The sequence below is a fragment of the Shinella sp. WSD5-1 genome, assembly GCF_963942435.1.
GTDB classification, from domain to species: Bacteria; Pseudomonadota; Alphaproteobacteria; order Rhizobiales; family Rhizobiaceae; genus Shinella; species Shinella yambaruensis.
Genome location: NZ_OZ012604.1, coordinates 116,279 through 135,188, shown reverse-complemented (window position 1 = coordinate 135,188; position 18,910 = coordinate 116,279). Strand labels below are relative to the sequence as shown.

The 18,910-nt window shown below is 61.1% G+C and carries 15 protein-coding genes and 2 pseudogenes; 6 read left to right on the top strand and 11 right to left on the bottom strand.

All coding sequences use genetic code 11. The annotated features are described in order from the left end of the window. Positions 1-263 precede the first annotated feature (263 nt). A complete protein-coding gene (locus tag AABQ55_RS35460; RefSeq protein WP_272809387.1) occupies positions 264-1,733 on the top strand; it encodes a class I adenylate-forming enzyme family protein in 1,470 nt (489 codons plus the stop codon). Between the two features lie 4 nt (positions 1,734-1,737). On the opposite strand, the gene AABQ55_RS35455 is transcribed toward AABQ55_RS35460, so the two are convergent. From AABQ55_RS35455 to AABQ55_RS35440, 4 genes are all read right to left on the bottom strand, one after another. Next, a complete protein-coding gene (locus AABQ55_RS35455; protein WP_272809388.1) occupies positions 1,738-2,712 on the bottom strand; it encodes a TAXI family TRAP transporter solute-binding subunit in 975 nt (324 codons plus the stop codon). Positions 2,713-2,720: 8 nt separating this feature from the next. Beyond that, on the bottom strand, positions 2,721-4,694 hold the full coding sequence (locus AABQ55_RS35450; RefSeq protein WP_272809389.1) for a TRAP transporter permease: 1,974 nt from the start codon (positions 4,692-4,694) through the stop codon (positions 2,721-2,723). 92 nt (positions 4,695-4,786) lie between these two features. Beyond that, positions 4,787-5,794, bottom strand: a complete 1,008-nt coding sequence (locus AABQ55_RS35445) for a glycosyltransferase family 2 protein (protein ID WP_272809390.1) — start codon at positions 5,792-5,794, stop codon at positions 4,787-4,789. Continuing rightward, the gene (locus tag AABQ55_RS35440) at positions 5,787-7,508 is read right to left on the bottom strand and encodes a beta-1,6-N-acetylglucosaminyltransferase (RefSeq protein ID WP_272809391.1); all 1,722 of its coding nucleotides are present in this window, start codon (positions 7,506-7,508) and stop codon (positions 5,787-5,789) included. Before AABQ55_RS35440 ends, AABQ55_RS35445 begins: the two co-directional genes overlap by 8 nt. Positions 7,509-7,621: 113 nt before the next feature. On the opposite strand from AABQ55_RS35440, the gene AABQ55_RS35435 reads away from it, so the two are divergent. Next, the gene (locus AABQ55_RS35435) at positions 7,622-8,617 is read left to right on the top strand and encodes a M23 family metallopeptidase (RefSeq protein ID WP_272809392.1); all 996 of its coding nucleotides are present in this window, start codon (positions 7,622-7,624) and stop codon (positions 8,615-8,617) included. A gap of 307 nt (positions 8,618-8,924) precedes the next feature. Continuing rightward, positions 8,925-10,142: a polysaccharide biosynthesis/export family protein gene (locus tag AABQ55_RS35430; protein ID WP_272809393.1), complete on the top strand. Its 1,218-nt coding sequence runs from the start codon at positions 8,925-8,927 to the stop codon at positions 10,140-10,142. 51 nt (positions 10,143-10,193) lie between these two features. Here the strand turns inward: AABQ55_RS35430 and AABQ55_RS35425 are convergent, their stop codons facing one another. Both AABQ55_RS35425 and AABQ55_RS35420 read right to left on the bottom strand, forming a co-directional pair. Next, complete coding sequence (locus tag AABQ55_RS35425; RefSeq protein ID WP_272809394.1) at positions 10,194-10,997, bottom strand: sterol desaturase family protein; 804 nt, start codon at positions 10,995-10,997, stop codon at positions 10,194-10,196. Positions 10,998-11,232: 235 nt separating this feature from the next. Continuing rightward, positions 11,233-13,686: a M10 family metallopeptidase gene (locus AABQ55_RS35420; protein ID WP_272809395.1), complete on the bottom strand. Its 2,454-nt coding sequence runs from the start codon at positions 13,684-13,686 to the stop codon at positions 11,233-11,235. 419 nt (positions 13,687-14,105) lie between these two features. Between AABQ55_RS35420 and AABQ55_RS35415 the strand changes: the two genes are divergently transcribed. Both AABQ55_RS35415 and AABQ55_RS35410 read left to right on the top strand, forming a co-directional pair. After that, complete coding sequence (locus tag AABQ55_RS35415; protein WP_244770824.1) at positions 14,106-14,354, top strand: hypothetical protein; 249 nt, start codon at positions 14,106-14,108, stop codon at positions 14,352-14,354. A 50-nt stretch (positions 14,355-14,404) separates the two neighbouring features. Next, positions 14,405-14,824: a BrnA antitoxin family protein gene (locus AABQ55_RS35410; protein ID WP_272809396.1), complete on the top strand. Its 420-nt coding sequence runs from the start codon at positions 14,405-14,407 to the stop codon at positions 14,822-14,824. 403 nt (positions 14,825-15,227) lie between these two features. Here AABQ55_RS35410 and AABQ55_RS35405 read toward each other — a convergent pair whose 3' ends face one another. From AABQ55_RS35405 to AABQ55_RS35390, 5 genes and pseudogenes are all read right to left on the bottom strand, one after another. After that, on the bottom strand, positions 15,228-15,548 hold the full coding sequence (locus AABQ55_RS35405; RefSeq protein ID WP_272809397.1) for a protease: 321 nt from the start codon (positions 15,546-15,548) through the stop codon (positions 15,228-15,230). Continuing rightward, positions 15,549-15,602: pseudogene (locus AABQ55_RS35400) on the bottom strand (hypothetical protein); the annotation flags it as partial. A 10-nt stretch (positions 15,603-15,612) separates the two neighbouring features. Beyond that, positions 15,613-15,966 (bottom strand): annotated as a pseudogene (locus AABQ55_RS37880) (calcium-binding protein); the annotation flags it as partial. A gap of 4 nt (positions 15,967-15,970) precedes the next feature. Next, positions 15,971-16,237: a hypothetical protein gene (locus tag AABQ55_RS35395; RefSeq protein WP_272809398.1), complete on the bottom strand. Its 267-nt coding sequence runs from the start codon at positions 16,235-16,237 to the stop codon at positions 15,971-15,973. Positions 16,238-16,294: 57 nt separating this feature from the next. Next, positions 16,295-17,608: a glycosyltransferase gene (locus AABQ55_RS35390; protein ID WP_272809399.1), complete on the bottom strand. Its 1,314-nt coding sequence runs from the start codon at positions 17,606-17,608 to the stop codon at positions 16,295-16,297. A gap of 203 nt (positions 17,609-17,811) precedes the next feature. Between AABQ55_RS35390 and AABQ55_RS35385 the strand changes: the two genes are divergently transcribed. Further along, the gene (locus AABQ55_RS35385) at positions 17,812-18,897 is read left to right on the top strand and encodes a helix-turn-helix transcriptional regulator (protein ID WP_272809400.1); all 1,086 of its coding nucleotides are present in this window, start codon (positions 17,812-17,814) and stop codon (positions 18,895-18,897) included. Positions 18,898-18,910 lie beyond the last annotated feature (13 nt).

Below are 18,910 nucleotides of genomic sequence, written 5' to 3'. Positions count from 1 at the left end.
GTATGTCTACACTCGTCTATCATCTTTCCTGCATCTCGCAGTAGACGTCGCTCGGTATAGTGGCGTGCTTATTCGGTGGCTAGAACCGGTAATGTGTTCGATCATGAGCCTCCGAGCATCAGCGTTGCCAATTTTTAAACCAGAACAAGCAGGCCAGAAAATAACCCATGCGGTTGCAGCTCAATGATCCTGAGCTAGAATGCACCCACCATTCTCGCTTTTAAGCCCGTTCGTCGCCGGCAAGTGAAAGAGTCGAGGCCACTTTGTATACGCAACCCATCGCATATCACGCGGCCAATACGCCCGAGCGGGTGGCAATAGAGACCTCATCGGGACCCATAACCTACCGGCAATTTGAAGATGATATAAACAAGGTCGCGAATGGGTTAAGCGGACGCCTTCCAGTCGGCAAGGTGGCTGCCGTGAGCTATGGTCATGCTTACGCCTGCTGGTTGATTACACTTGCGCTAGCACGCCTAGGGTGTTGCACATTATCATTGGCGCTGAAAGGAAAACAGGTCGGTCCTATGCCTGGCGTTTCCTTTGTCGTGAGCGATGATGAGGCCGGATGCATTGCAGGTGCCGGCAAAGTCTGGCTTCCACCTGAGGGTATTCAAGACCTATGCGATAGAGGAGATTCGACACCTGTTGTTGGCAAAATGACCTCTGAAGAGGGTGCGCGGATTTCCTTTTCGTCGGGAACGACGGGCCAGCAGAAGCGTGTGGTGATGTCGCAGGGGACGATCGTCTCACGAATGAAAAGCGGCATCTTTGGCTCGGCCATGCGCGCGGACCAGCGGGTCTATTGCTATTTGCCGAAGGGTACGTTCGGCGGCTTCGGCGTGCCGGTTCGCACATGGTATATGGGCGGCAGTGTTCTGTTGAGCAAACCTTCGTTCGCTTCGCTGGATCGGGAAAAGGTGCTCACCGTCGTCACGACCCCGGCCGATCTGCATGCGGCCGTTCTGCAATTGCCGCCGAACCATGTGCCATTTGAGAATCTCACGATAGTGGTTGGTGGCGCTGCACTTTCTTCTGAGGTAGCGCGCCATGCCAAAGCGCGCCTGACCAGAAATATCGTCCTGACCTATGGTTCGACTGAGACGACAACCGTTGCTATGGCCGGCATAGATCAGAAGGAACAACATCCGGGTTTGACCGGGTTCGTGCTTCCCTGGATCCGGGTCGAGATTGTGGACGATGACGCAAACGCGGTACCAATCGGATCGGAAGGTTATGTCCGTATCCAGTGCGACGGCATGGTCTCGTCCTATCTCGGCGACGAGGCAGCAACGAGGCGCGCCTTTAGGCAGGGCTGGTTTTATCCCGGCGATCGCGGGCGCTTGGATGAACAGCAGGGCCTTTATATTTCCGGTCGGGCCGACAGCACGATCAACATCAATGGACAGAAGATATCTGCGGAGCAGATGGAAGTCAGCATCGGCCAGTTGTCCGGCGTTACCGATGTGGCCGTCACAACCTCAGCCGTGACGTTCGGGAGTTTGACGGTGGTCATTCTCGTTGTCACGGGAGAAGGATATAGCGAGAAGCGCGTCCGCCAGGCGGTGGAAGAAGAGTTCAAGCTGCGCAACTACGCGCTCCAGGTAGCCCGCAAGATCCCGCGCAACGAACTCGGCAAGATCGAGAGGCATAAACTCGCTCATCTCATAGATGCGCGTCGGCTCCCTTCTGCGAGGGTTCCGGCCTATAGGAACCTTCGCAGGGGAAAATGAGGGTCTATTCAAGGCTGAAGCCCAGGTCCTTGATGCATTTCTCCGCACCCGGATGGAAACGCGCGGGTGCATTTGCCTGTTTCTGCCATTCCAGCTTGACGCCCCTGGCTGCAGGATGGATCGCGGAGAACTCGTCCAGATGACCCAGCAGTGCTGCGCAAACCGTTTGCGCGTCGGCATCGGACATTTCCGAGCTGACAAGCAGGAGATTCCAGACACCCAGCGTTTCGACCGGCGCAGAAATATCGTCGCCATAGGCGCCAGCCGGGACGATCTGCTTGCTGTAGAGCCCCTTGCCATGGGTCTCGTTGAGCTTTGTGGCCAGTTCCGCGGTGGGAATGATGGTCAGGTCGATCCCCGGCGCCGCCGCCAAATCGGCGATTGCCGCAGCAGGTACGCCGCCCGAAAACACGACTGCATCGACCTTTCCGTCACGAAGTGCATTGACCGCATCATTGGTGGCAAGCGTGGCGCGCTGTATGTCCGTGTTCGGATCCAGTCCGGCAGCCGTCAGGATACGGTTGGATAGGACCTCGAAGCCGCTGCCCGGCGTTCCAGTGGCAACCCGCTTCCCCTTGAGGTCGGAAACCTGCGCGACACCTGAGGACTTCATGGTAATGATCTGCACGATATTCGGATACAGGGCGGCGAGTGTCGTGATCTTGGCGGGAGCATCCTTAAAGGGGCCCATCCCGCTGACAGCCTGCTGTACGATATCGGCGCTGGCAAAGCCGAGATAGCTGCTGTCGTCACCCACCAGCTTGACGTTATCGACCGAGCCGCTCGTCGCTTCGGCAGTCGCCTGAGCCTTGTCGACGTATTTGGTGATCAGATTGGCGACGCCCCCTCCCAACGGATAATAGACGCCTCCTGTCGGTCCCGATGCCACTGAGAAGAATTTGCCTTCCGCCATTGCCTGTGTGTGCAAAGCGAAGCCTGAGAAGACTGCGATCAGGCCGATTGCGAGCGTTTTTCTCATATGTCCCCCTAGGGATCCTTACCAGTGATCATTCTGCCGCGGATACGGTGGTTGGCATAGTTCAGGACAAGCGTTGTCGACATCAGCAGAAAGCCAAGTATTTCAATACTTGTCGAGGTCAGATCGATTCTGAAAGCCAGCGTCGCCGGAAACATAAGGAGGAGGCCGGCCATCAGCAAGCAGAAACGCTCTATCCCATAGAAAGGGGCAAAGGCGCGTGGGCAAAGGGAGAGGACCAGGGCCACATTCCCTAGAAAATAGATCAGGATAGAAGAGATGGTGGCCCAGAAAGGGGAGCCGCCGGTAAGGAGCAATGAACGGCCTGCGGGCTCCAGGATGAAGACAAAGGGCAGCACGAACATCGGCGCGGTAAAGCGCCATGCCTGCAACGTCGTTCGCAGCGGGCTTGCACCGGTAATGGCTGCCGCCGCGAAAGGAGCCAAGGCTGTGGGCGGCGAAACTTCCGACAGTACCGCAAGATAGAAGATGAACATATGCGCCGCGACGGGTGCCACCCCCAGGGCGACAAGCGCTGGCGCGACGACGATGGCGCAGATGATATACGAGCCGGTGATTGGTACAGCTAGCCCCACTGTCCACACTGCCAGTGCGGCCAGAAGCGAAGCTAGCAGCAAGTCATTGCCAGCCAGATGAATGACGATGCCACTAAGTTTAAGCCCTAGGCCGGTCAGTGTTATCACGCCAACGATGAGACCGGCACAGGCACAAATCGCCGCCACTGGAACGACGCTCACGACGCCGTCGTGCAATGCACGCAGGATGTCGGATGGCCTCGCCCCGTTCCGTGACCTGAATATCCATAACAGGATTGCCGTCGCGATCGAGAAGACGACCGCAGTTTCGGGTGAAAAACCAGCTGCCAGAAAAACCAGGATAGAGCCGGCTGCCGAAAGATGAGAGGCGGCCTCCAGAGCGCCCACGCGCGGCAAAGGACTCGTTATGGCTTCTGCGTTCATGGAAGGCGCATTGAATTCCGCAACAAGGTAGAGGGACAAATAATACAATACGGTCGGTATAAGCACCATCTGCAGCACTTCCACGTAAGAAATTGCCAGCATTTCTGCTAGCAGGAAAGCTGCCGATCCCAATACGGGAGGCGATATCACCGCACCCAAGCCTGCAGCGGCGAGGAGGCCGCCGGACTGGCTGGCACTGTAGCCGCGGCGGGCGAGCAGGGGATGCCCGACATTGCCTACCATGACCGTTGTTGCGACTGCCGAGCCTGAGGGCCCCCCCAGCAGAAAAGAGGAGAGAACGACCGTGCCGACTGCACTGTGACGGGACGAGCCGAAGGCACGCCCAGACAGCCGTACGAAAACTTCTGCGGCTCCTGATCGGGCGAGCACAGCACCATAGATCGTAAAAAGGACAATCAAGGTTGCAGAAACGGCGACTGGTGCACCAAACAATCCCTCGCTGCTTATGAAGAGATGGCCGACGAGGCGGTTCAGATCATATCCACGATGTGCCCAGGGTTCAGGCAAAAAGCGACCAAATAGAGCGTAGAGGATGAAAGCAAGGCATATGATCGGCATGGCCCATCCCGTCGTACGCCGGGTGGCCTCGAGCACGAGCGTGATCGTGACGATGCCAATCCATAGTGCAAAAGGCTGGGGGTGGGTGATCTGCGAGAGGAATTCATTGCCGTTGGTGACGGTGACAGCGAAGGTTAGCGCACAGGCGAGCGCCAGGCTGTAGCCAGTAAATTTTGCAGCCGTGGTTCGATCGCGGGCAGCCGCCGAAAGAAAGGCGATGAGAAGGATCAGGCCAAGATGAAGCTGCCGATATACATAAGTAGGCACGATAGGAAGATCGCGCAACGGTCCAATGCCGGCGAGCATTCCATAAAGATGAAAGAGCGCCACGAACGCGCCAGCGCAGACCAGGGCTGAAACAGTTGCTGGCCGCCGCTCACGTGCTGTCAATTCCGGAATTTCTCCATGAAACTTATCTCGTGCCATGCTGGTTCTAGTTGCTATTTCTCTACTTAAGCAGAAAATATCCAAGATGTCTTGCCGGTAAAAAATGCAGAAGCCGCAAAGGCCAAGCGATATCAGACCCACTCTCCAACATGCATTAGACCAAGCCTCACGAGTTGGTCCGTGCCTTCATACTTCACGCTGACACCTTCGAGATAAAGAGCTGTGCGGATGTTCTCCTTGTAGCGTTTATACTCCCGGCTGCCGCCATAATGCTGGCGGCGGGCCATTTCCTCCTCGACCTTTTCGCGAAGGGATGAGACGAACTTGAAATGGAAGAGGGCGCCGGAGACGGGGATGCCGGTCCTCGCGGACGCCCTGTTGAGCGACCAGGGCCACATGAGATGCGCCGAGCTCTGGTAGCGATAGTGTTTCTGCCACCAGACGAGCGGCATCTTATTAAGGGCGGGGGCCTCCTTCGGCGTATCGCGGTTGAAGGCGCGCAGCCGCGGGCCGCCCTGCACGAAGGTGCCCGACATGTAGTTCGATCGCTGGACATAGCCGTCTCGGTCGAAATAGGGGCAGAGGCCGAACGGATCGTCGCCCGGCGCCATGACCGTCTCCTCGATCGGCCGGTCGCTATAGGCATCGAGCATCAGCACATGCAGGCACGGCCGGCCGATCTCCTTCAGATGCTGGCCGAGATCCTTGAGCGTGCGGTTTTCCATATGGGGATAGACGAGGAACTCGTCCGGATCGACGGTCAGGCAGAGTTTGCCCGTCCCGTGCTTGCGGAGCAGGGCGTTGCACCAGTGGACGCCGAACCCGGCCTTCTTGTAGCCCTTGTCCGTATGCCAGACCGAAACGTCCTTTTTGCCGGCGCTCCATTCCGTAAAGCCGTCCGTGGAGCCGTTGTCGACGAAGACGAAGTGGTCGACGCCCAGCGCCCTGTAATAGCGGTGGAAGGCGTCGATGCGGTGCATCTCGTTGCGGATGCAGCTGAAAAGAATGCACGTATCCTCCTTGCGCAGACGGTTCTGCACGCAGCGCAGCTGGCTGCCGAAGCGCAGATTCTGCCAGTGCGAGAGGACGAAATTATAGGCGCGGCTGCTGACCAGGCGATGTTTGAGTTTCCTAGCCATGCCGTGCCGCCACGCCTTCGGTTTCCTCGGCGAGGGATGGGGCAAGCTTTCGCCAGTCCTGCCCGGACAAGCCCTCGGCAAGGGCCTCGAAGGCTCCCAGTAGAGGCTCCGCCCGCCTGCCATGCAGAAAGCGCAGCGACGCCGTCCAGTCGGGATCGGGCGGCGCGCCGGTTTCTGCAAACACCAGGCCTGCACGGTTTGCAGGGCCGAACAGCTTTCGTTCCATCGCCGCCACATGTTTCTGGCCGAAATGCCGTGCGGCCGTCTCTTCCGTGCGCCGCAGGCGGTCGAACCGGTGGCCCGCGGCATCGATGGCGGCCCGCTGCGGCTCCGGCAGGGCCAGATACCAGAACAGGAAGCGCCAGGCCGGCGACCGGCCGCCGGGAAGAAGCGGGACGGCGACGAAGGTGGTCTCGTTTTCGAAGACGAGCTTTTCCAGGACGGGATCGTCGCCGGGGCACAATTCGAAGACGGGCAGGCCCGTGGCACGGCTGAGGATCCGGGAGAGAAAGAGCGCCCTGTCATAGTCGCGAAGCGTGGTGTCGCCGGCGTCAAGCCCATGGAACCGGGATTGCCCCGGCTGGAACTCGGCCCGCTCGGCATGGAAAATCCGCCCGAGCACGGTAAGGCCGCTTGAGGCGCGCAGGATTCCGGCCGCAAGCCGCGTCAGTTGCGGCGGCCCGTAGAGCACCGCGCTCGGCCGGCGCAGCGTCTCGAGGTTCTTCGGCCAGTTGCGGATGCCCGAACCGGGCTCGAACATCCGACCGTAGGACGGGGCGGTTTCCGCGCGGGGCGGCATTCGTGTCCGGGCGGTGGGCACGACCAGGATCGGCCGGTCGGTCGGGTCGGGCAGGCTCGCCCGTGCCGTCAGCGCGGCGCGGCAACTCTTTGCCGATGGCGCGATCTTGCGCGCGAAGAAATGCGGCTGCTGCTGCAGCCAGGCGAGGTGGTCGTCATAAAATACGATCGGCTTGCCGTGGAGATTGAACGTGTAGAGGGTCGGGATATAGCCGGGGGCGAGCGTGCCCCCGAGCGCATGGACGACCGTCTGGAAGAAGGTCTCGTCCGGGATCCAGACCTGCCGGTAGAAACGGTAGGCGGCGGGGTTCTCCGCCACCCAGCGCAGGACGCCGGAAACGGTTTCCCGCCGCAGGCACCACCATTGCGAGCCATAGCGTGGCGTCAGGCCGGCGGGAATCGTCCTCCTGAGCCCCAATAGGCGCTGAAGGCGGACGCTCGCTTCGAACAGTCCCCGCCGGCGGGCGAAGCTGAAGGGATGGCGCAGCGTATAGCGCTCCTGCCGCAGGCCGCCCGTCATCCAGCGCTCGTCATGGCTTTCGATGAAGTCGACCGCTCCGTTGAGGTCGAGGAACTGCCTGAGTTCGGCGAGCGGCCGGATCGGCCAGCAGGAGCAGCTGATCAGGTAGGCATGCGTGTAGTCCTTCCCCGATGCCGCCAGCAGGCCGAGGGCACGGACCGTCCCGTCGACGAGGCCGAACTGCCCCCAGCCGCAGCAGGCCCTGTCCTCGACGAGGAGAACCCGCGCCTGCGCGCCATAGCGCCGTTTCAGCGCGGCGAAATCCGCCTCCGGCGAATTGCGGTCGTAATGGACGGCGACCAGGCATGCGCCATCGGCCGCAAGCAGCATGTCGATCGATGCCCCGACGACCTCCGCCGGCTCGTGCGCTATCAGGACGAACGCTAAAATGGCCATATTCCGCCTATCTCCTTGCGGTTGCTAGGTAGAGCTTCGCCAACCCGACAGTCAACCGTCGCCTGCCGGCCGCAGGGCGGCGCCGATCCATCCTTCACGTCAGGAAACCCCTCTTGCGATACGTTCCCTCCGCCCTGGCATCGATCGCCGTTGTCTCCCTTCTGTCCGCCGCGCCCGCGCCGGCGCTCGAACTCGGCCTGCCGGCGCAATGCGAGCTCGGCAAGACCTGCTTCATGCAACAATATCCCGACATGGACGCCGGCGCGGGTGTCGCCGATCCCCTGTGCGGCAGCCAGTCCTATGACGGACACAAGGGAACCGACCTGCGCATCCTGTCCATGAAGGACATGGAGAAGGGCTATGCCGTGATCGCCGTCGCCGACGGCAAGGTGCTGCGCGTGCGCGACGGAGAGGCGGATCATCTCGTCGAGACCGAAGAAGACAGGGCGAGGATCGCCGGCAAGGAATGCGGCAACGGCATCGTCATGCAATTGGCGGAGGGGTACGAGGTCCAGTATTGTCACCTGCGGAAGGGAAGCCTTGCCGTCAGGCCGGGTGCGGAGGTGCGCAAGGGCGATCGCCTCGGGGAGGTCGGCTCTTCCGGCTTCGCCCAGTTCCCGCATGTCCACATCACCCTCTCCCATGGCGGCGAGCCCCTCGATCCCCTGACCGGGCGCAAGCTCTCGCAGGGCTGCACCTCGACCGCCCCGCGGGAGGCCTCGCTCTTTTCCCCCGACATCGTCGAGAAGCTCAACCTGACGAGGCCGGACATCCTTGCCTCAGGGCTGGCCGGCGCGCCGGTCGATCACCAGGCGCTCGTCAAGGAGGGCCCGCCGCCGCAGGTCGTCGCGAGCGACAGGATGTTCGTCGCCTGGGCCTGGTTCACGAATCTCGGGAAGGGCAGCACGATCAGGCTCGTCCTGAAGGACGGGCAGGGAAACACGCTGGTGGACTATACCAGCGAGCCGCTCGACCGGGACAAGGCGACCTTTTCGGCTTTCGCCGGCAGGAAGCGCACGCTTCCCCCCGGGCGCTACGTGGTCGATGTCTCCGTCACCCGGAGCGATGCGGTCCTGCGGAGCGCCAGCACGGCCGTTACCATCGAGTGACGGTCCGGCTTGGCGCTCGGCGCGTGCGTCCCGCCGATGCGGCCGGAACCGCCAGGCGGGAAATGCCGAAAACGCCTATGGGAACACAGGGGTGCGGACGGGCCTGCCCTTTCCAGAAGGAACAACCGGCAAGTGTCGGGCAAGGAAGCGGCTTCATGGTGGCGGCGGGGGCCGCAGGGATGTGCCTGGTGGGACAGGGTTCGATCGTGGGACTTGACGAGACATTGGAGCTGCCTGTCTATGGCGCCCTGTCGCGGCAGGTGACCGGTTCTGTCCTGCGCGGCACGGATGAAGGGGAATATACGTGATGATCGCAGTTGAAGACGGGGGCAGGCCGCGCAGGCTTTCGAGCGCATGGGCGCGGGTTCTTGCGGCAGGCACCCTGTTGACGCTGGCCGGCTGCATGGTCCCGAGCGACGGGCCGCTGACCCACGAGGTCCTCTCGGCCGGCGCGGACGGCAGGTCCTACAACATTCCCCAGACCAAGCTGGTCTTCGACGTCGTGAGCATCGACCAGCGCGTCGCCGGCTGCGTCAGCGCGGGTAAGCGCCCCGGTCTTTCCAGCACCTTCGGCTTCGGCGGCGGGGGCGGCACGCCGGTCATCGGCGTCGGCGACCGGCTGGAGGTCACGATCTTCGAGGCGGGCCCGGATGGCCTGTTCTCCACCACCGAGCGCAAGTCGACGTCGATCCCCGTCGTCGTGCAGCCGGACGGCCATGGCCAGATCCCCTATGTCGGCTCCGTGCGCTTTGCCGGCATGACGATCGATTCGGCCCGCGCGACGATCGTCGATGCGCTGAAGGCCAAGGCGGTGGAGCCGGACGTCATCGTCTCGCTGGCGACCAATGCCTCGCGCACGGTGTCGATCCAGGGCGACGTGAACCGGTCTGGCATCCTGCCGCTCGGGCTGAGCGGGCAGCATCTCAGCGAGGTGATCGCCCTTGCCGGCGGCGCGTCCAAGCCGCCCTACGACACCTATGTGAGCCTGAAGCGCGGCGGCCGGACGCGCAGCGTGCTGCTGCAGTCGTTGATCGACAATCCGAAGGACGACATCTACGTCAAGCCGGACGACCAGATCTATGTGAGCTACGATCCGCAGACCTTCGCGGCGCTCGGCCAGACGGGCAAGACGGGCAAGATCCCGTTCAACGCGGCCAGGCTGAGCCTGGTGGAGGCGGCGGCGCTGGCCGGCGGCGGCAATGTGGCGACGGCGGACCCGAAGGGCTATTTCGTCTTCCGCTACGAGGACGAGGGCGTCTACCGCAGCGTCGTCGGCGACGACCGGTTCCGCGACCTGATCGCGCGCGGCATGATGCCGGACGGGGAGGGACGCTATCCGATCGTCTACCGGCTCGATCTGGCGGCGACGCAGAGCTATATCGTGGCGCAGACTTTCCCGGTGCGGAACAAGGACGTGGTCTACTTGGCGCGTCACATGGCGACGGACCTTGCGAAGTTCCTGACGATCGTTTCCAGCGGGGCGAGTGCGGCCTACAACATCCAGCGCACCGCGGACCGGCTCTGATCGTGGCCCTTTCCTGACGGGAGTGAGCGCGGCTGCCGGGCAGCCGTCCCCTCAAGGCCGGGTTTTGCGCCCCTCCGGAACCTGTTCGTCGAGCTTCAGGCTGATGGCCGGCGCTTCCTTTTCAAAAGTCTCCACCCGGCGGTCGTAAAGGGGGGAGATCGTGCCCAGCATGCGATCCCAGAACGAGAAATAATTGGCGAAGTTGTACTTGAACTCCGCGTGATGCTGGTCGTGATAGGTCGTGCACAGCATGGGCGAGGGATAGCGCGCGGTCTTCGAGGCGAAATATTCGAAACCGGCATGGCCGAAGGTGCCGTTGATCTGGTCGAACAGCCGGTTGGCAAGCAGGATCACGGGCGGAAACGGCACGATAAAGACGATCACCGCATAAAAGCCCTGCGACAGGGCGGTATCGACAAGCCCGATGGAATCGTTGCTCCAGACGGTCGGCGCGACGCTGCGATGATGCTCCAGATGGTACTTGTAGAAGTATCTGGTGTGGAGCAGCCGGTGGGCGAAGTAGAACCAGGTGTCGAACAGCACCATGCACAGGAGAAACAGGGGGACGGCGGTCCACCAGCTGAACGCCCAGGGCTGCATGGCCCAACCCCTGTCCTGGGCGAAGAGGCCGATCGCCACGGAAAGGCATGTGACGAGGATGGAGGCAAGGCTCAGGCGGATTTCGGCCGCCTTGCGCTTTTCGCCGCGCCTGTTCTTCTGGATGCGGCGTTCCGGATTGCGATTGTTCAGCCAGGTTATGCCATGGCCGAGCAGGAAATAGATCGCGACGGTTGCGCCGTAGAGCCCGGCGAGCAAAACGAAGAAATCCGCAAGCCCTTTGGCAAATTCACCCATTCGTCCTGGTGCCCATTCTGCAGGTTTGTCTTGACGGCCTTGTCCGGCATCGCTTCGGCTGGAAAATGCCCCGGAGCCTGGAGAGGGTAAAGAGACTTCCCGGACCCGTAAAGAACATTCCCGGCGGGGAGGGGGCTTTGTACGCGGCGCATCCCCCCGGGACGCTTCTTGCGAAAACAAGAGCCCCGCCACAGGGCGGGGCAAAAGAGGCTTGTCCGGTATGCGCCGGCGGCCGTCAGGCCGCCAGGAACCAGCCCGACAGGATGTCATCCGCCGCAATGCCGTTAAGGACGATCGTTCCCCCGCCGGAAAGGTGAAGGAGCGCAAAGCCGTCATCGTTCGACGTGACCGTATAGGTCTGGCCGCCGAGGCTGATACGGTCCCCCTGGGCGGCATTGAAATCCCGGATGACGTCGTTTCCTTCGCCCTTCAGGAAGATGAAGGTGTCGGCGCCCGCGCCGCCGGTCAGGAGGTCGTTGCCGAGGCCGCCGTTCAGCTGGTCCCGTCCCGCGCCGCCATAGAGCTCGTCATTGCCCTTGTCGCCGAAGAGGCTGTCGCTGCCCAGGCCGCCGAAGAGGATGTCGTGGCCCGCTCCCCCGCGCAACTCGTCGTTTCCGGCGCCGCCGCCCAGAAGGTCGTTGCCATCGGCGCCCCTGACGGTGTCGTTGCCCGACCCGGCCCAGGCGATGTCGTTTCCGGCGCCGCCGAAAATGCTGTCATGGCCCGCGCCGCCGAAGAGCAGGTCGTTTCCGGTCCCGCCCCGCAGCTCGTCATTGCCGTTGCCGCCGCCAAGGATGTCGTTTCCGGCGCCGCCATAGACCACGTCGTCGCCGCCCTTGGCGTAGATCGCATCGTTGCCGCCATAGCCGGAAATCTTGTCGGCGCCACCCGTTCCGCTCAGGAAGTCGTTGCCGCTCGTGCCGTCGATGATGGTCACCTTGTCGCCGGGCTGGCTCGGCGGATCGACGATGACGGTCTGCAGGACCACCGTCCCGTCGTTGAACCTGAGGGACTCGACATCCTTGAGCGTGTCGATGCCCTCTTGGCCGGCCCGCGTGTCGGTGACGGTCCATGTGCCGTTCTGGTTCTGGACCCAGGTGAAGTCGGCCTGGTTGCCGTTCAGCACGAAGACGTCGTCGCCCGTGCCGCCATCGGCCGTATCGTTGCCCGTACCACCGTTAAGCGTATCGTTGCCCGCACCTCCGATGAGCGTGTCGTCGCCCGCGCCGCCGTTGAGCGTGTCGTTGCCGGAACCGCCGGTATCGGCCTCCACCGGATCCGGGAGCACGATGCCGAGCGTGTACGTCAGGCCGACGCCGATGGAACTGCCGCCCGGATAGGTGCCGACCTTGACGTAATACCGGCCGGGCGTCGTCACGGTATAGGCGATGAAGCTCTGCCAGATATTGGTGCTGCCGCTGTCCTGGGAGGAATCGTCGTTGAAGGCCAGCAGGTTCCCGTTGGCATCGTAGAGCTCGATATAGGAATCGAGCGTACCGTCGATGTCCAGGGTGATCTGCCCGGCCGTTCTGACATCGAAGGAGAACCAGTCATGGTTCCCGTCCCCGGTCCCGGTGATGGTCACGCTCGGATTCGTGTCCGAATGCTCGATGTTCGGGTCGTTCCTGTAGCCGATCGCATCGTCCAGGTTGCGGGCCGTGGCGAAGGAGGAGTTGCTGGCGTCGCCGTTCTCGGTGAAAAGCCCGGTTCCCGCATAGGTGTTCGCCGGCGTGCGGAAATCCCCATAGAGCGTGTCGTCGCCCGCGCCGCCGTTCAGCGTGTCGTCTCCGCCGCGCCCGACGAGGATGTCGTTGCCGCCGTTGCCCGTGAGCGTGTTGTCGGCGACGTTGCCGCCGATGTCGTCATTGCCGGAGCCGCCGATGGCGTTCTCGATGAGCGAGCGCAGGTCGTCGTTATAGAGCAGCGCGTTGTAGATGTTCCCGTTCGCATAGGCGCCTTCGCCGAGATAGGCCCGCTGGATCTGCGAGGCGAGCGACCACCCGCCCGGCGAAAGGTCGATGAAGGCGTTCTCCGTGTAATTCGAAAAGTCGTACGTGTCCTCTCCGCCGCCATCCCAGATGGTCAGGAAAAGCCGGTTCGCGATGGCTGAAACGCCGTCGCCCGGCTTGCCCTGGCCAACGCCATCGATGAACATCTCGCCCGTCGTCGTCGACCAGGTGTATGTGGTGCTGCCGGAATTCGTGTTGAAATTGGCACCATAAAGATGCTGGATTGCCGCGATGTCGTACATCATCAGCGTTTGGGCATAACCATACTGCTCGTTGGTGTATCCGTTCGTCAGCGCGCCGACATAGCTCCGGTAGGTCATTACGGAGAATTCCATGCCGTCGCGGTCATGCGGGATGGCGAATTCGAAGCCGTCTATATCCGTGCCGGCATTGTGCCCATGGCTCAGCCCCATGGCATGACCGAACTCATGGATGTGGGTTGCCCAGGAATAGGTGCCGACCAGCGGCGTGCGATACGAAGCATAGTCGTCGCCGAACCAGACGTCACCGCCCGACGGATCCTGATCGAGACGGGGAAAATCCGCCACCCTCGCCGTATCCAGGTTTGTACCGTCGAAAAAGTTGGCCTGGCCAATGGTGAGATCCGAGCTTCCCGCAGGATCTGCCGCCAGCGAGATGTCGAGGTTCGAAACCTGCGCGAACGAACCGTAGGTGAACATCGCAGTACCGGATGTAACGGTTCCCTCCAAGATGGACTGGATGGCATTCTGTTGCTGAAGACTTACCTGCTGAAAACCGGTAACGGTGTAGGGATAGGGCCCGAAATCACTGAAGGCGTCCGCGAAACTGTAAGTGACCGTGCCGCTCCATTGAGTGCCATACAAGACGCCATCGATATATTGGTCGCCAGTCGGAATTGAACTGATTGCTATCGCCATAGCTTGCCCCCACTATTTGTGTGTTGCCTGAAATGTCCGGCCGTCGCCGCCACGGCGGTCTGTAACTTTTCTTGGCTTCCTCCCGGCTGTCAGTAAATCGGAAAACGAACGCGCATGACAGCCGCAGTTATGCTACTCTAAGCACGGACGATTTCATTAAAAAATTCTACGGGAGGCCGCGGCGCATGGCAAAATTGGGGATGATCGGCAGGATCAACGCCGCGGCGCTGCTGGTCATCGCCGCTTGCCTGCCCTTGAGCGCCCAGGAGGACGGAATGACCATGCCGCTGCCACGCGATCCGGAGATCGCCGTCCGGGAGGAATTCCGGATGGCCGAGCGCAGCAACACGCCGGAAGGCTGGCAACGCTTCATCAGCCGGCATGCCGGACATGCGCTGGCCGACGCCGCGAAGACGCGGCTCAAGGCCCTGCAATCCGGCGCGAACTGAGGGGCCTGATCCTGGGGTCTCCCGCTCCGCTTCGCCGAAAGGAGCCACGCATGACCAGAAAGTGGCCCCGGTTTATCACCAAGGATCTCGGAGACAGCGAAGCTGACGCCGTTGAGATGCAGCGCCGGTGGCAAGTCTATGATCGTGAAATGAAGGACCTTGTTGCAAAGGGTGGCGCTCACAAGGACAAGGATGGGTGGTGGGTCGAGACAGCCGCCGGAGAATTGATTGGCCCTGATCCTGAGATCGAACGCCCCCTGGACCAGGAAGACCTCGCAGCAATGAAGCCGTTCAAGGCGATCCGTCCGGACCTTTATGAAAGCATCCAGAAATCTCGTGGTCGCCCTAAGAGCAGCGACCCGAAGGAAGCCGTCACCCTTCGCCTTCCGCGCTCGGTTCTCGAGCGTTGGAAGCGTGATCCTGAATGGCGGACGAAAATGGCGGAGGCTCTGAAGCGCGCCGCAGGTTGATGCCGCATCGCCTCTACCGACGGCTGGCAAAAGTCGATGCTGGATCCATCCTCCTTACTCCATCGGGCGGAGCGCACTGTCCAGAAAGTGCCATTGGTCGAGATGGGCGCGGACGATCGGCTCTACTGCCGCATTCCGCTCGCCCGGCCTTGTTTCCGGCGGCGCGTGATTGCAGGCAGGGCATGTGCCTCGAGCGGAAGCCATCTGTCCAGGAGGAGTTCCGGATGGCCGAGCGCAGCACACGCCGGAAGGCTGGCAACGCTTCATCAGCCGGTATGCCGAACATTCGCTGGCCGATGCCGCGAAGTTGCGGTTCAGGCCCCTTTAATCCGATACAAACTGGAGGGTCTTAAGCCGACGATTTTCCTCCGGCCGCGTCGGCTTTGCTGGCGCTGCCCTGGTTTCAGAGGATGAAATCGGCCTTGGTGAAATCGATGAGACCGGAGAAGCCGATCGCGAAATCGGCCTTGCCGTCGCCATTCACGTCGCCGTAGACGTAGGTCTCGTTGTTGTCGTACTGCTTGTAGCGCAATTCCCCGGCCGTCCTGTGGAAGCCGCCGTCACCGACGAATTTAAATGCCTGGTTGCCGGCGGATTTCGCGTTGGAGTCGATCGCTTTTAGGTCGATGCGATCGCCAGAATCCCCGGAAAAGTCCAGAATCATGTCGCGGCCGATCTCCTTGACCGTCGAGTCTGCGATCGATTTGAAGACGAAACGATCCACGCCGGAGTCGCCTTTTAGCGTATCGGCGCCTTTTCCGCCCTCCAGTGTATCCTTGCCGCTCCCCCCCTTCTAGCCAGTCGTTCCCGCTGCCTCCCTTCAGGATATCGGCATTGCTCTCGCCAAAGAGCGAGTCATTCCCGCTTTCGCCATTCAGCAGGTCTTTGCCGTTTCCGCCGTAGAGAAAGTCGTCGTCTGCGCCGCCGGCGAGCGCGTCATCGCCGGCGTCGCCCCAAAGGCTGTCCGCGCCGTCGCCGCCGCCCAGAAAGTCATCGCCTCTGTAGCCTGAAAGGCTGTCGTCGCCGTCGTAGCCTCGCATGACGTCATCTTCGTCGTCGCCGTAAAGTACGTCGTTTTCAGAGAAGAATAGTTCTTTTATCTTGGATAACGTAGTGCTTTTCTTGAAATCATTCAACGTCATTGCCTCAATCTGAAGAGATATAATTTTTTTCTCCTAGATCATCATAGAATGTAATTCTATCGAAATAAGAGCTATTGCTGTCGATAGATCCCAAATAATCCTCAGAAAACTCTAAATCGATCATTCTTCCATCGACAAGAAGACTTAACCATGCCGTCCCATCGCTGTTGAATGCAATATTTTTTATTTTCTTTGCGGCCAGAGCGAGGTTGTAAATGAGATCGTCTGTGGAAAAGCTTCCAGTGGTGCTGTACGTGAAGACGTAGGTCATTGTTTCTCTCCCTTAGTGAGCGGGTTCTGGGTGGATGAAGAGCGGCGGTTTCGGCTCTCAAACTGGTCGTCGGGCGTGCATGAGATTTTCCACGCACGCGCCGCGCGACGGTCGACCGGCAAGGAGGGGCCGCTGTCTTTCACGCGACAGCACGCCGTCGATCACGTCGAGGCTTGCCGCCAGACCGTCTTCGTTTTTCATCTGCCCGGCGATCGCCCGGGCCGAGATACGGTAGGAGGGCGTGGCAAGGAGGGCGTCGAACGCGCGCGCGAGGCAGGCGGCGTTCATCGTCGACAGGCGCTGCGGCGAAGGCCCGGCACCTAGGGCTTCCACGCGACGACCCCAAAAGAACTGATCCAGCACGATCGGGGTGACCAGTGTCGGAAGCCCCGCCCTCAGCCCAGCCGCGGTGGTTCCTGCGCCGCCATGATGGACGATGGCACCGAGATGCGGCAGGAGCAGGTGGTGAGGAACATGCCCAATCGGCAGGATATTTTCCGAGGATTCGATCTGGCCGAACCCGCCGGACGCGGTTCCGATAAGGATGCGCCCACCCCAATGCTTCGCCGCTTCAAGGAGGAGGTTGCCGTTTGCCTTTGCATTCCAGGGCATGGAGCCTAGCGTGACGTAGATCGGCGGATCGCCCGCCTGCAGGAACCGGCGAAGCGTGTCGTCCGGCGCCCAGCTTGCCGGCACGATCCATTCGCCTGTCGTGGCGACATTGTCCGGCCAGTCGACAGGAGGCGGGCACAGGACCTTGCTGAAGGCATTGAGGACAAAATCGCCATGCTTCGGTGGATCTTTGCGCGGTGTGATTCCGCAGCGCAGCAGGAAACCTCTGGCCTGCCTTTTCACCAGCGTTCTCAGAAGGTCGGGTAGGAGATAGGTTATGCGGTTGAGGGGGCCGGTTTGCCGCATGCCGAAAAGACAAAACGGAAATGCGCGCGTCGGCAAGGTGGGCTGAAGACAGGCCATGACCGACGAGATATTTGCTGCCGCGGCCAACTCCGGCACGAACGCGAGCGACGGATGATAGATCGCAATGTTGGCATCCTTCATCGCCTCCCATGTGCGGGCGATGAGCTGATGGCACAGGGTGTGCACCAGCGTCTTGACGGCAATCGGGCGCGCCAGGAGGTGAAGAGCGGACTTCTGCCGCAGAATATCTGCTAGCCCGGAATACAGAAGATGTTCAAGGTCGTCGCAAATCGGCTGGAAGGAAATCCCGTGCCGGGAGACCATAGCTTCGTAATCTGAAGAGGTAAAAAGAGTAACATCATGGCCGTTTTCGCCAAGCGCCTTGGAAAGAGCAATGAATGGGTATATGTCACCAACCGTTCCAAGCGTTAACAATATAACCCTCGAACCCACGGCAAACATCCTTCCCCATACTATAATGGACTCTGAAGTATTGTAGAAACGTTGGTCAGTATGTAACTGAACTCATGTAATCCTCTTATATTAGGTATTTCCATGTAATGGATGGTTCCTCCCCCTTTTGGGGGAGGCATTGCTATTTTTTGCTCTTTTTGCTGGAATTTTCGAGGTGGCACGCTCAGAGGAGGAAGATCGGAATGGATTTGATCGAGCAAATCTATGAGGCGGCAGCTTTGCCTGAACTATGGCCGGCGCTTCTGGAGCAGATGGCCAACAGCCTTGATGTGGCCGGCGCCAACTTCATTTCAATAGAAGCGGGCAGCGCAATGAATGTATGTTCGCCTCGGATCGCGGAAGGCGTCGCACGCTATTTCCGCGAAGGGTGGCACCTGAAGAACGACCGCATGCAGCGCCTGATCCGCGAAGGCCATGTTGGGTTCGTGCGGGATATCGATCTCTACGATGCCTCGGAGGTCGCGGCGATCCCCGTGGTCCGCGACTTCTATCGTCCGCTGGGATATGGCTGGAGCGCAGCCTTGGCAACGCCTGTGCCGACGGGGGAGACGTTTCTTTTTTCCATCGAGCAGTATTGGGAAAGAGGCCCCCTGTCGGACGAAGCGATGGCGAGGCTGGAGCTTTTGCGGCCGCATATCAGCCGCGCCGCCCTGCTTACATCGAAACTTCGTCTGCAAAGCGCCAGATCGAGTGTTGAAGCCTTCGATGTCGTCGGGGTGCCGGCAGCCTTGGTCCGCCTGAACGGCTCCATCGTTGCGGCGAATGAGAGTTTTGCCGCGCTGGAGGGCCAGATTTCAATCGGTGCGGAAAATCGCATTCGGCTGCGTGGTGCAACGATGACGACAATGCTCGAGCATGCTCTGAAATATCCTTACGGCTCGAACAGCCGCCGACCTCCGCTTTCCATCGCCGTTCCAGGCAGGCAGGATCTGGCGCCCCTCGTCCTCCACATCGTGCCGACGGAGGGAGCGGCTCGCCAGCTTTTCGGGGCTCAGACCGCCCTCCTGCTCGTCACGCAGCTTGTCGACAGGCCAGCGCCTGATACCGGGCTGCTTCGGGCGCTGTTCGATTTCACGCCGATGGAGGCGCGCGTGGCTGTCGCGCTGCTGGCCGGCAGGACGTCAAGGGAAATCTCGATGGATTTCGGCATCGGCAGCGAAACGCTGAAAACCCACACGGGTGCGGTGCTCGAAAAGTCGGGATTCAGGCGCCGGATCGATTTTGTCCGTTTCCTGTCGGGTCTGTCTTGGCGCGCATCTGCCCGGTAACAGAGTATCCGCG